Origin of the sequence: Kribbella polygonati (genome assembly GCF_050320105.1) — a bacterium.
Classification (GTDB): domain Bacteria; phylum Actinomycetota; class Actinomycetes; order Propionibacteriales; family Kribbellaceae; genus Kribbella.
The window spans coordinates 6,481,713-6,493,678 of the sequence record NZ_CP190129.1; the positions used below are offsets into that span (position 1 = coordinate 6,481,713).

The 11,966-nt window shown below is 69.6% G+C and carries 13 protein-coding genes; 8 read left to right on the forward strand and 5 right to left on the reverse strand.

The annotated features are described in order from the left end of the window. Nucleotides 1–4: 4 nt before the first annotated feature. The 3 genes from ACQHIV_RS30785 to ACQHIV_RS30795 all read left to right on the forward strand — a co-directional run bounded on the left by ACQHIV_RS30785 (nucleotide 5) and on the right by ACQHIV_RS30795 (nucleotide 2,251). Nucleotides 5–748 carry an SDR family oxidoreductase gene (locus ACQHIV_RS30785; RefSeq protein WP_427887354.1) on the forward strand — a complete coding sequence of 248 codons (744 nt, stop codon included), beginning with the start codon at nucleotides 5–7 and terminating at the stop codon, nucleotides 746–748. Then, complete coding sequence (locus ACQHIV_RS30790) at nucleotides 749–1,693, forward strand: LLM class F420-dependent oxidoreductase (protein WP_427887355.1); 945 nt, start codon at nucleotides 749–751, stop codon at nucleotides 1,691–1,693. Between the two features lie 303 nt (nucleotides 1,694–1,996). Then, on the forward strand, nucleotides 1,997–2,251 hold the full coding sequence (locus tag ACQHIV_RS30795; RefSeq protein ID WP_427887356.1) for a hypothetical protein: 255 nt from the start codon (nucleotides 1,997–1,999) through the stop codon (nucleotides 2,249–2,251). 1 nt (nucleotide 2,252) lies between these two features. On the opposite strand, the gene ACQHIV_RS30800 is transcribed toward ACQHIV_RS30795, so the two are convergent. Genes ACQHIV_RS30800 through ACQHIV_RS30810 form a run of 3 tightly spaced genes read right to left on the reverse strand, consistent with a single transcriptional unit; the run spans nucleotide 2,253 to nucleotide 5,227 of the window. Then, nucleotides 2,253–2,675 (reverse strand): MmcQ/YjbR family DNA-binding protein, encoded by a 423-nt coding sequence (locus ACQHIV_RS30800; RefSeq protein ID WP_427887357.1) that lies wholly within the window; start codon nucleotides 2,673–2,675, stop codon nucleotides 2,253–2,255. A gap of 10 nt (nucleotides 2,676–2,685) precedes the next feature. Then, nucleotides 2,686–4,533 (reverse strand): sensor histidine kinase, encoded by a 1,848-nt coding sequence (locus tag ACQHIV_RS30805; RefSeq protein ID WP_427887358.1) that lies wholly within the window; start codon nucleotides 4,531–4,533, stop codon nucleotides 2,686–2,688. Next, nucleotides 4,523–5,227, reverse strand: a complete 705-nt coding sequence (locus tag ACQHIV_RS30810; protein ID WP_427887359.1) for a response regulator transcription factor — start codon at nucleotides 5,225–5,227, stop codon at nucleotides 4,523–4,525. The genes ACQHIV_RS30805 and ACQHIV_RS30810 overlap by 11 nt, the downstream gene beginning before the upstream one ends. Before the next feature lie 113 nt (nucleotides 5,228–5,340). On the opposite strand from ACQHIV_RS30810, the gene ACQHIV_RS30815 reads away from it, so the two are divergent. From ACQHIV_RS30815 to ACQHIV_RS30830, 4 genes are all read left to right on the forward strand, one after another. Further along, a complete protein-coding gene (locus tag ACQHIV_RS30815) occupies nucleotides 5,341–6,387 on the forward strand; it encodes a hypothetical protein (protein WP_427887360.1) in 1,047 nt (348 codons plus the stop codon). Then, nucleotides 6,384–7,679: a peptidoglycan-binding protein gene (locus tag ACQHIV_RS30820; RefSeq protein WP_427887361.1), complete on the forward strand. Its 1,296-nt coding sequence runs from the start codon at nucleotides 6,384–6,386 to the stop codon at nucleotides 7,677–7,679. The genes ACQHIV_RS30815 and ACQHIV_RS30820 overlap by 4 nt, the downstream gene beginning before the upstream one ends. A gap of 35 nt (nucleotides 7,680–7,714) precedes the next feature. Further along, nucleotides 7,715–8,365: an ABC transporter ATP-binding protein gene (locus ACQHIV_RS30825; protein WP_427896600.1), complete on the forward strand. Its 651-nt coding sequence runs from the start codon at nucleotides 7,715–7,717 to the stop codon at nucleotides 8,363–8,365. A 278-nt stretch (nucleotides 8,366–8,643) separates the two neighbouring features. Then, nucleotides 8,644–9,831, forward strand: coding sequence for an ABC transporter permease (locus ACQHIV_RS30830; protein ID WP_427887362.1), 1,188 nt, complete (start codon nucleotides 8,644–8,646; stop codon nucleotides 9,829–9,831). Here the strand turns inward: ACQHIV_RS30830 and ACQHIV_RS30835 are convergent. Further along, entirely contained in the window at nucleotides 9,733–11,070 is a 1,338-nt protein-coding gene (locus ACQHIV_RS30835; RefSeq protein WP_427887363.1) for an MFS transporter, read from the reverse strand. The genes ACQHIV_RS30830 and ACQHIV_RS30835 overlap by 99 nt on opposite strands. A 59-nt stretch (nucleotides 11,071–11,129) precedes the next feature. Between ACQHIV_RS30835 and ACQHIV_RS30840 the strand changes: the two genes are divergently transcribed. Further along, complete coding sequence (locus tag ACQHIV_RS30840; RefSeq protein WP_427887364.1) at nucleotides 11,130–11,462, forward strand: VOC family protein; 333 nt, start codon at nucleotides 11,130–11,132, stop codon at nucleotides 11,460–11,462. Here ACQHIV_RS30840 and ACQHIV_RS30845 read toward each other — a convergent pair. Continuing rightward, nucleotides 11,459–11,932 carry a DUF4188 domain-containing protein gene (locus ACQHIV_RS30845; protein WP_427887365.1) on the reverse strand — a complete coding sequence of 158 codons (474 nt, stop codon included), beginning with the start codon at nucleotides 11,930–11,932 and terminating at the stop codon, nucleotides 11,459–11,461. The two genes, ACQHIV_RS30840 and ACQHIV_RS30845, sit on opposite strands and share 4 nt — an antisense overlap. Nucleotides 11,933–11,966 lie beyond the last annotated feature (34 nt).

Consider the following 11,966-nt stretch of genomic DNA (forward strand, 5'->3'; position numbering starts at 1 on the left):
CCCGATGCGACGGAACCTCCTGATCACCGGCGCCAGTTCCGGCCTCGGTGCGGAGATGGCGCGGCAGTTCGCCGCGAAGGGCCACGACCTGGCGCTGACCGCCCGGCGTACCGAGCGGCTGGAAGCGCTCCGGGACGAGCTTGCCGCGAGTTATCCACAGGCGAAGGTGGTTATCCACAGTCTGGATGTGACTGACCACGACCAGGTGTTCGAGGTGTTCCGCGCGATTGACGCCGAGCTGCCGCTGGACCGGATCGTGGTGAACGCCGGCCTCGGCAAGGGCGCGCCGCTCGGCACCGGGCGGTTCGACGCGAACCGGGAGACCGCCCTCACGAACTTCGTCGGCGCCCTCGCCCAGGCGGAGGCCGCGCTCGAACTGTTCCGGGCGCGGAACGCCGGGCACCTCGTGCTGATCGCGTCGATCTCCGCGTTGCGCGGCTTCCCGAAGACGGTCACGACGTACGCCGCGACGAAGGCAGGACTGGCCTCGCTGGGGGAGGGGCTCCGGCTGGAACTGCTCGGCAAGCCGATCAAGGTCAGCACGATCTACCCCGGGTACATTCGGTCGGAGATGAACGACCGGGTGAAACACACGCCGTTCATCGTCGACACCGAGCTGGGGGTGCGGGCGATGGTGGCCGCGATCGAGGCGGAGAAGGCGAAGGCGTACGTTCCGGCGCGGCCGTGGTGGCCGTTGGCCCAGGTGATGCGGGTGGCGCCGCTGCCGTTGCTGAAGAGGCTGATCTGAATGCGTTGGGGCCTGACTGTTCCGCTGACGGGCGTACCGCTGCGGGACCATCGTGCGTTGATCTCTGAGCTGTTTTCGCTCGGGTACACCGACTTGTGGTCGGCGGAGGTGGCGGGCGCGGACGCGTTCACGCCGCTGGTGCTCGCGTCCGAGTGGGACTCGTCGCTGCGGCTGGGGACGGCCGTCGTACCGGTGCACACCCGCGGGCCGGCCGCGCTCGCGATGAGTGCCGCGGCGCTGGCGGACCTCGCCCCCGGGCGGTTCGTGCTCGGGATCGGGGCGTCGTCGGAGACCATCGTGACCGGGTGGAACGGGATCACGTACGACCCGCCGCTGGCGCGGACCCGCGACGTACTGCGGTTCCTGCGGCAGGCGTTCGCGGGGGAACGCGTGGACGGGAAGTTCGACAGCTTCACCATCGAGCGGTTCCGGCTGGAGAAGGCACCCGACGTACCACCGTCGATCATGCTCGCCGCGCTGCGTCCACAGATGCTCCGGCTCGCGGCCCGGGAGGCCGACGGCGCGATCACCAACTGGCTGTCGGCGGACGACGTACGCCGGGTCCGCGCCGAACTCGGCCCCGGCAAGGAACTCGCCGCCCGGATCTTCGTCTGCGTCACCGAGGACGCCGAAATGGCCCGCAACATCGGCCGCTACCTGATCGCCACCTACCTCACCGTCCCCGGCTACGCCGCCTTCCACGACTGGCTAGGCCGCACCGACCTCATGCGCCCCATGCGCGAAGCCTGGTCCGCCGGCGACCGCAACGCCGCCATGGCTGCTGTCCCCGAGTCCCTCATCGACGCCCTCATCGTCCACGGCACCCCCACCGAATGCCGCACCCACATCAACCGCTACCTCGACAACGGCCTGGACACCCCCATCATCGCCACCCTCCCCACCGGCACGAGCCTCCTAGAAACCGCCCGCTCCCTAGCCCCCTGAACGACACGACGCGAAAGGTCGCCGCTCCGCGGCGGCTGCCTGTTGGCGCCTTCGGCGCGCGCGGGACGGTGCTCCCAGGCGGAGGTACTGGCGAAGCCGGAGGTTGATCCATAGTGGGCGCCCACCGGACACGCGCGCTGACCGGAAAGGACACCGCGCGAAAGGTCGCCGCTTCGCGGCGGCTGTCTTGTTGACGCCTTCGGCGCGCGCGGGAGGTGGTCGCGGGCGGACGTGCTGGCGAGGTCCTCGGCCGACCCGTCGATGGTTCCTGGGATCGCGCCGGCTCAGGGGTGTGATCGGCGGATGGGGCTGACGGCGTGCCTCCAGCTCGTGGTGGCGGCTGAGGTGTTCCTGCCTCGACGACACGGTGCTCCCGGACCTGCAGGGGCCGACAGCTCCCGGACAGGCAAGGGACCGACGGCTCCCCTCGGGTCGATCCCGGCGGGTGTTGTCAGGGCGCTGGTTGTCGACGCCTGCGTCCCGGAAGCCGACGTACGCGCGATGACCAAGGCGCAGGCGGTCCAGCGGCTGGCTGACTTCTACACGAACGGGACGTAGGTCAGCTGAGGCGGTTTTCGTTCAGCCAGGTGGTGGCTCGGCGGGGGGAGGCTCGGGAGAGCCAGGCGTCTTGGATTACTTCGGTGAGTTCGTGTTTGGTGAGGGCGCCCAGGTCGCGGGCGCGGACGAGGACGGACGGGTGGCCATCGAAGTGGGGCGTGGTGAAGAACGGGTTGGTGTCGTCGGAGAGCAGGGCGAGTTTCTCGGACTCGGATTCGACCCAGATCATGATCACGTCGTCGTACTTCTCGCCGGTGACTGGGTCGACGGCGTCGGGGCGGGGTGTGCGGAAGAAGACGAAGGACTTGCCGCCGACCTGGTAGACGGGGCGGTCGGTGCCGTCGTCGCGTTCCCACTTGGTGACGTGCGGCATCCCGGACGCGATCTCGTGGACATCGGCCAGCCGCGCCTTCCTCGAAGCCATGGCAGCGAGTCTAGGCGGGGATCCAGATCGTGAAGGTGGAGCCGGAGCCGGGGCGGCTGGTGACGGTGATGTGGCCTTGGTGGGCTTCGACGAGGTGTTTGGTGATGGCCAGGCCGAGGCCGCTGCCGCCGGTGGTGCGGGTGCGGGAGACGTCGGCGCGGTAGAACCGGTCGAAGACGTGGGGGAGATGTTCGGCGGCGATCCCCGTGCCGTTGTCGGTCACGGTGAGGTTGTAGCCGTTGTCCACAGGGCGTATGCCGACCAGCACGCGGCCGCCGGTCGGTGTGTACCTGATGGCGTTGGAGACCAAGTTTCCGAGAGCCTGACGTATGCGAGCGCTGTCGACGATTGCTGGTGAGGGCCCAGAAGCTGTGGACAAGAGGCTGACCGAAGCCGCTTCAGCAGCTGGCCGGTGGGCCGACACAACTTGCTGTGTCAACTCGGACAGGTCGCGTTCGGACGGATGCAGGCGGAGCATGCCGGCGTCGGCGAGCGCGAGGTCCTGGAGGTCCGCGACCAGGTGTTCGAGGAGCGCGGTCTCCTCGAGCAGGGACGTGACGAGCGCGCCGTCGAGCGGTACGACACCGTCCTCGGACGCGACCAGGTAACCCTTGATGTTCGCAAGCGGCGTGCGTAGTTCGTGGGCGACGTCGCTGACCATCGCCTTGCGCTGGAAGTCGTGCCGCTGGATCGCCTCGGCCATGTCGTTGAACGCGTGACCCAGCCGCGCGACCTCGTCCTTCCCGCTGACCGGGACCCGCGCCGCGTGGTCGCCGTTCCGCATCCGTTGCGCCGCCCCGGTCAGCGCGACGATTGGCCGTACCAACCGTCGGCCCGCGAACAGCATCACCAGTGCCGCGATCAGCAGTACGCCGAGCGCGGTCGCCGCCGTACGCAGCAGGCCCTCGCCGGAGAAGACGTTGAACGTGCTCTTGGCGCCGAGGTACAGCTTCGCCGGCGGGGCGACGTACGGCGTCAACGCCTGCACGCGGGCCTGGGTGACGCAGTTCGCGAACGTCTCGTCGACCGCGTCCTCCGTCACGGCCGGATCGACGGATCGCAGACCGTTGAAGTCGTTGATCTTGTAGGTGATCCCGGCCGCGTCCAGGCACGCCGTGGACCGCCGTACCTCGTCGTCGTTGACGAGCTTCGCCTTCGCACTCGGCGCGTACAGACCGGGCGGCAGGCACTCGTCCTTCGTGGTCGTGGTGGAGTTCACCGCGACGCCGCCGACCGACTGCTTCGACTCGATCATCACCTGTGGAACGGTCCCGTCGCTGCGCGCCACACTCGCCGACTTGCCCTTCGTGCCGAGGCACTTCACGGCCTGCTTCGCGAGCTGGTTCCGCTGCGCGATCTCGTCGTCCGTCAGCCCCCAGTCCGAAGCGGGCATGAACGGCGGACCGACCGCCGCGGTCGCCGCGAACCCGCTCGCGACCGCCACCGGCTTGCGCAGCTGGTACACGGTCATCGTCCCGCCCAGCTTGCCGATCCCGCCGCCGCGCGCGTCGATGGTTGCCGCCGGCACCGAAGGGAGCTCGGGTGCGGCACCGAGCATCCGGGCCGAGTCCGCGATCACCGACCCGTCCTCGGTGGTGACCGCGACCCGCCGCCCGAGCCGGTCGGCCAGGTCGTGCACGACCTTGTCCACACCCGACCAGGTCGGATGGTCGGAGGCGTACTTCGACAGCTCGCCGTAGATCTCGCCGTCGACCTGCAACTGCCCGGTGTTCGCGTCGATCTCGCCCTGGAGCTTCTCCGAGGTGCTGTACGTCGCGATCAGCGCGGTCGCGATCACCGCCCCGAGCGCCACGGCCAGCGACAACCCGAGGAAGCGGAGCAGCACGCTACGACGCATGGGACGCCTCCGCCAGCTTGTAGCCCACGCCGTACACGGTCCGCAGGTACGTCGGGGCGCCCGGCGACGGCTCGATCTTCTTCCGCAGGTTCATCACGTGGACGTCGACGGTCCGGTCGAACACGTAGTGGTCGAAGCCGAACGCGTGCTCCAGCAGCTGCTGCCGCGAGAACGCCCGCCCCGGCGAGGCGGCCAGACAGGCGAGGATCTTGAACTCGGCCGGCGTCAGCTCGATCAGCCTCCCGGCCAGCCGGACCTCGTGCCGGGACGGGTCGATCTCCAGTTCGCCGACCCGGTACACCTCGCCCTCGGAGCGGATCCGTGTACGCCGCAGCACCGTCCGGACCCGGGCGACCAGCTCGCGCGGGTTGTACGGCTTGGTCAGGTAGTCGTCCGCGCCGAGGTCGAGGCCGAGCAGCAGGTCGTCGTCGGTGGACCGCGCCGTCAGCATGATGATCGGCACGTCGGCGCCGTTCGACGAGTCGGCCCGCAGCACCCGGCAGACGTCCAGGCCGTCGACCTTCGGCATCATCACGTCGAGCACCAGCAGGTCCGGGCTGCGCCGGCGGGCCTCGTCGATGGCCTCCCGCCCGTCGTGCACGACGACGGTCAGGTGCCCTTCGCGTTCGAGGTACCGCCGGATCAGCTCGGCCTGCTTGAGGTCGTCTTCGGCGACCAGGATCCGCGCTGGCATAGTCCTCAATGTCCCGGAAAGAGATGAGAATCCGATGAAGATCGGCTGAGAGCATCGGGTGCAAACCGGTCCTTCACAGGTTCTTCACGACCCGGGCGGCACGCTCGACCGCCATGAAGAGCAAAACAGCACTCGCCCTGGTGGCGGTCCTCGCGTTGGCTGCCTGCGGCAACGACAAGGCGCCGGTCGCGTCCGATCAGCAGAGCGGCAAGAGCCCGCTCGCGGAGTACATGGGCGATGGCTTCGTGAGCTCGTCGTCCGGGGGCGGCTCGTTCCGGATCGCGACCCGGGCCGGCGGCGCGCAGCAGCCGAGCGACGAGGAGCTCGCGAAACAGCGGAAGGTCGAGGACGCCACCGTCGCGTGTATGAAGGACGCCGGCTTCGAGTACGTCGCCGTACCGCCGGAGCAGCAGGCCAAGGGGAAGTTCAGCGACGCGTTCAACCTGCCACCGGACAAGTTCGCCGAGCAGTACGGGTACGGGATCAGCACGATCGACTGGTCGAAGGCCGGGGACAACGACAGCAACCCGAACACCAAGATCCGCAAGGCGCTCTCGCCGACCGCACAGAAGGCGTACGACAAGGCGCTGAACGGGCCGAACGCCACCGGGAACGGCGCGGTCGTGATCCAGGGCGGCGGGCCGAACTCGAGCGGCGAGCAGGACCTCGGATGCCGCGGCAAGGCGGTCAAGCAGGTGTACGGCGACAACAAGGGCGCCATCGACTTCAAGAAGTTCGACAGCCTGTTCAAGGACATCCAGGCTCTGCAGAAGCGGATCGACTCCGATCAGCGGGTCTTGGACGCGACCACCGCCTGGACCGACTGCATGGCCGACGCCGGGCACTCCGGGTACAAGAAGGTGTCGGACCCGCGGGACGAAGTACAGCAGAAGCTCGACACGCTGACCGGGAACCAGCCGCCGGCCAAGGGCGGACCGGCGAAGACGATCACGGGTCCGCCGTCGTTCGACAAGGTCGACTCGGCGAAGCTGTCCGATCTGCGCAAGCTGGAGATCGAGCTCGCGGTCGCGGACCAGAAGTGCAAGGCCAAGGGGTATGACGACGCCTACAAGAAGGTGCAGTACGAGCAGGAGAAGGAGTTCGTCGACCAGCACAAGGCCGAGCTCGAGGCGTACCGCGACGAGATGGCGAACCGGTGACCGCTTCGCCAAAGTCCCGCCGCCGGGTCCTGGTCGGCGTGGCCGGGGTGGCCGTGGTCTCGCTCGGGATCGGGGTCGCGGCGGGCAGCCGGATCAGCTCGCCGGAGGACGCGGCCGCGAAGACCGCGCCGCCGGCCGCGTCCCAGATCACCGTGCCGGTGGCGAAGAAGCTGCTGTCGAGCAAGGTCGTCGGGCGGGGTGACGCGTCGTTCGACGGCGCGGTCAACATCCGCGTCGAGACGTCCGGGCTGACCACGCCCGCGATCGTCACGGGCAAGGTCCCGACGGTCGGGTCGACGATCACCGAGGGCAAGGCCTTGCTGGAGATCACGGGACGCCCGGTGATCGGGTTGGCCGGAGTACTGCCGATGTATCGGACGCTGTCGCCGGGGAGCAAGGGGCCGGACGTGCTGCAGCTGGAACAGACGCTCGACCGGCTCGGGTACAACCCGGGGACGGTCGACGACGAGTACACGCTGTCCACCTCGGCCGCGGTCGAGAAGCTGTACGAGAACGCCGGGTACGACCCGCCCGCGCCGGAGGACCGCCTCACGCAGGCCGTCGACCAGGCGAAGAAGCAGGTGGACGCGGCGAAGAAGCAGCTCCGCCTGGCGCAGTCGCAGCTGAAGGCGGCCAAGGATGCGAAGGCGAAGGACACCTCGGTGCAGCAGGGCGCCGTCGACGACGCCCAGCAGAACCTGTCGGACGCCGAGCAGGCGCGCACCGACGCCGAGTTCAAGGCCGGTACGCCGTTGCCGGTGTCGGAGGTCGTCTACGTGAAGACGCTTCCGCGCCGGGTCGACGACGTGAAGGTCGAGCGCGGCGGGACCGTGAACGGCGTGGTGATGTCTGCCAGCGGCGCCTCGCTGGTCGTCACGCTCAAGGTCGACGCGGAGACGGCGCAGCGGTTGAAGGCGGGGATGGCGGCGGCGCTCGAGCTCAGCGACGGTACGTCGGTCGCGTCGAAGGTCCGGCGCGTGACCAAGAACGGGGCGCAGTACGACGTGGTGGTCGCGCCGAACGCGCTGACCGGCGCCCAGTTGGCGCTGCTCCGGGACGCGAACGTGCGGGTGACGATCCCGGTGAAGAGCACCAGCGGCAAGGTGCTCGCCGTACCGGTGGCCGCGTTGTCGTCCGGGTCCGACGGGGCGTCGCGGGTCGAGGTACTGCGGAACGGGCAGGTCGAGCTGGTGCCGGTCACGGTCGGGCTGTCGGCGGACGGGTTCGCGCAGGTGACGCCGAAGGGCGACGCGAAGCTCAGCGAGGGCGATCAGGTGGTGGTGGGGAAGTGAGTACCGCGGTGGCGCTGCCGGCGCCGGTGGTGGAGATGATCGGGGTACGACGGTTCTTCCCGGGACCGCCCGAGGTCCGCGCGATCAAGGGGATCGACCTGACTATCGGGCAGGGGGAGTACCTGTCGATCGTGGGGCCGTCCGGGTCCGGGAAGTCGACGCTGCTGCATCTGCTCGGGTTGTTGGACAACCCAACGGACGGGGTGTACCGGCTGGACGGCGTGGACACGATGAGCCTGCGCGAACGGCGCCGGGCGGTGTTGCGCGGGCAGCGGATCGGGTTCGTGTTCCAGTCGTTCCATCTGCTCGACCATCGGACGGTGCTGGAGAACGTCGCGCTCTCGCTGGTGTACGTCGGGGTGCCGCGACGCGAGCGGCTCGCCCGCGCCCGGGTTGCGCTGGAGCGGGTCGGCCTGGCGCACCGGATGGAGTTCGCGCCGACGACACTCTCGGGCGGTGAACGGCAGCGGGTGGCGATCGCCCGGGCGCTGGTCGCCGAACCGAGCCTGCTGCTTGCGGACGAGCCGACCGGCAACCTCGACAGCAAGAACGCGGAGGCGATCCTGCAGGTGTTCGACGAACTGCACTCCGAGGGCATGACGCTGGCCGTCATCACCCACGACGACTACGTCAGCCGCCGCTCCCAACGCCAGGTCCGCATCGTCGACGGAACCCTCCAGTGGTAACCCATTCAGGCCCCCCGGACCCGACCGGCGGGCCGTCCACTTCCCCCGACCCCACCGGGCCGAACACACCCAACCCCGCCGGGCGGGACACTCCCGGCTCTGGCGGGCAGGGTGCTGGACGAGGGCTCGGTCGGAGCGTCCCACCACCTGCCGGCCCCGCCGGACCGCTGGGGGCGGGGCGGCGGCGGGCGCGACCGCGCGTCGCGCTTGCGCGACTCATCCGAAGGACGTCCGGCACCAACCCCCAGCCGCAGCAGCGGCGGCGGTCTCGGCCGGCTGTGCGGGACCTGCTCGACGAGGCCTTGGCCGGTGTCGCTGCGCGTCCTACTCGGTTGATTCTCACCACGCTCGGGACTGTGCTTGGGGTTGCGGCGTTGGTGGGGACTGTGGGGTTGGGGCAGACGGCGGCGGGGCAGATCACGCAGCGGTTCGATCTGGCGGCGGCTACGCGGGTGGTGGTGTCGCCGGACGACAAGGGTGGGCAGCAGGGGGAGGCCGCGACGCAGCTTCCGTGGGATGCGCCGGAGCGGATCCAGCGGTTGAACGGTGTCGAGGCGGTCGGCACGGTCTCCAACCTGCAGATCGGCGACGACCTCGTACAGAACGTCACCGGCCTCGACGACGGTGCCGGCAAGGCGCTCCCGGTGATGGCCGGATCCGCCGGCCTCTGGGACGCCGTACGCGCGGTGCTGAAAACCGGCAGGTTCTTCGACGAGGGCCACGACCGCCGCGCCGACAAGGTGGTTGTCCTCGGCAAGCACGCCGCCGAACGCCTCGGCATCAACCGGGTCGACGCGCAACCGGCCGTGTTCATCGGCGCCGAGCCGTACACCGTGATCGGCATCCTCGACTCGGTCACCGGCCGCGCCGAGCTGAACGACGCGGTGATCATGCCGAACGGAACGGCCCGCCAGGCCTACAACCTGGAGTCACCCGACGCGGTCGAGATCCGCACCGCGGTAGGCGCCGCCCAGCTCATCGCCGAGCAGGCCCCGATCGCGATCCAGCCGAACGACCCGAGCACCCTGAACGTCGACGCCCCGCCGAAGCAAGGCGCCGTACGCAAAGGCGTCGAGTCCGACCTGAACGCGCTCTTCCTCCTCCTCGGAGCAGTGGCGCTCCTCGTCGGCGGCCTCGGCATCGCCAACGTGACGCTCCTGTCGGTCCTGGAACGCATCTCGGAGATCGGCCTCCGCCGCGCCCTCGGCGCCGCGCGAAGACACATCGCCGTGCAGTTCCTGGTGGAGAGCGTGATCGTCGGCTTCCTCGGCGGACTGCTCGGTACGGCGGTCGGCGTGATCCTGACCGTCAGCGTGTCCTGGATCCGCGACTGGACGCCGATCCTCGACAACCGGCTGGCGTTCGGTTCACCCCTGCTGGGTGCGTTCATCGGTCTGGTCGCCGGAACGTACCCCGCCTGGAAGGCCTCCGCCATCCAGCCGATCACCGCGCTGCGAGGCACGTGAGTACAGCAAGGCGGTGAGGGCGTACCCGGCCACGATCACGGCGAGCACCGGGTACGACTTCCCGCTGTCGGGCAGGACCGCCGCGCCGAGTGCGGCCGCGGAGACCTGCCCGACGTTGTAGATCATGTCGTACAGCGCGAACACCCGGCCGCGGTACACGTCGTCGACACCCGTCTGGACGAGGGTGTCGACGCTGATCTTGATGCCCTGCGAGCAGAACCCGACGAGGAACCCGCCGATCACCAGCGCGGGCTTGGTGTAGAACCCGATCGGTACGGCGCTGACGACCGCGGCGCCGACGAACAACCAGGTGATCCACCGGCGCAGCGACATCACCCGGGTACCCCAGGGCGTGATCAGCGCGGCGACGAACACCCCGGCGCCGACCGCGCCGGTCGCGATCGCCAGCCCGCCGAACGCCCGGTCGAGCTGCCCGGGCCCGTAGAAGTGGTTGCGGTACAGCAGGATCATCGAGACCGTCATCAGCCCGAAGAAGAACCGCAGCGAGCCGATCGCGGCGAGGCCGAGCGCGGGCTGCCGGCGTTCGCGCAGGTGCCGGCCGCCGTCGACCAGACCGGCCGCGATCGTCCGGAGTGCTTCGAGGATGCCGGGTTCGTCGCCGCTCAGGTCCGGGCCGAGCTGGTCGCGGCGCAGTCGCAGGGCGAGCAGAGCGGCGGTGGTGTAGATGACCACGGTCAGCCCGAGGACGGTGAGGTCCGAGTCGACCAGCAGCTTCACCGCGGCGCCGATCCCGCCGCCGACCAGGAAGGCCGCCGTACCGGACGTGGGGGTGACCGCGTTCGCCATCACCAGCTCGTCGCGTTCGACGACGTGCGGGAGGCCCGCGGACAGGCCGGAGAGCAGGAAGCGGTTGACGCCGAGGGTGAGCAGTACGGCGAGGTAGAACGGAACGCCCGCGTTGCCGACAGCGACGAGTGCGCCGACGCCGATCACGAGCACCGCGCGGGTCAGGTTCGCGCCGAACAGGATCTGACGGCGCGACCACCGGTCCAGCAGTACGCCGGTGAACGGCCCGAGGATCGAGTACGGCAGCAACGACACCGCGAACAGCCCCGCGATCGCGGCCGCATCCGGCGCCCGCTCCGGCGAGAACAGCACGTACGACGCCAGCGCGACCTGGAACACCCCGTCCCCGCACTGCGACGTCAACCGAACCGCAAACAACCGCCGGAAATCCCGCCGCCGCAACAACGTCCACAGATCCCGGATGAACCGCACGCCTGCACTGTAACCGCCGGGCCTGTCGAGAACCCCCGGCCTGCTCCGACGTACCGGACATGAACGACAAGCCGTGGATCGACATCACCGCCGCCGACGCGCAGGCGGCCCGGGACTTCTACGCCGAGCTGTTCGGCTGGCGACTGCAGCTGCTGGAGGCGGCGAACTACGCGCTCGTCGAGCCCGGACCGGGCGGCATCGGGCAGGCCGACGCGACCCACCCGCGCGGCATCGTCACGTACTTCCCGGTGGACGACGTCGAGGCGACCCTCGCCCGCGCCGTCGAGCTCGGCGCGCGGGCGGACACCCCGCCGTGGACCGTCCCCGGCCTCGGCACGATGGCGATCTTCGTCGACCGCGACGGCAACCGCGTCGGTCTCTGGAAGGACTAGGACTTCAGGCGTTCGGCGGCGGTGTCGCCGCGTTGACCCACCGGTACGACGCCTTGCACGCGGCCGAGGCCGAGGAGGGGCATGTTGCCGTAGACGGTCTCGGTGTTGCCGGCCGGGACGACGTACGTCTCGTGCCAGATGCCTGTCGCGCCGCTCTTGTAGGCGTTCCGGAAGAACGCGACCCACGCGGGCCGGTGCTTCCGGTTGTCGTCGTTCGCGAACGCCTGGAGTTTCTCCACGGACTCCCAGTACTGGATCAGCGTGACACCCCGCCACGTCGGCAACGTCCGTACGCCGAGCAGCCCGCTGTCCTTGTCCTTCGACAGCTCCCGCAGCATCGGCCCCATCGCCCGCGCCACCGGCCACCATTCCTTGACCCGGCGTACCGAGTTGATCCGCAGCCCGATCAGGAACACCACCAGTTCCCCGTCGTACGCCGCAGTCTGCCGGCCCTCGACCACGTCACCCATCGGTCCACCCCACGTCGTCCGATTCAAGCCTCTG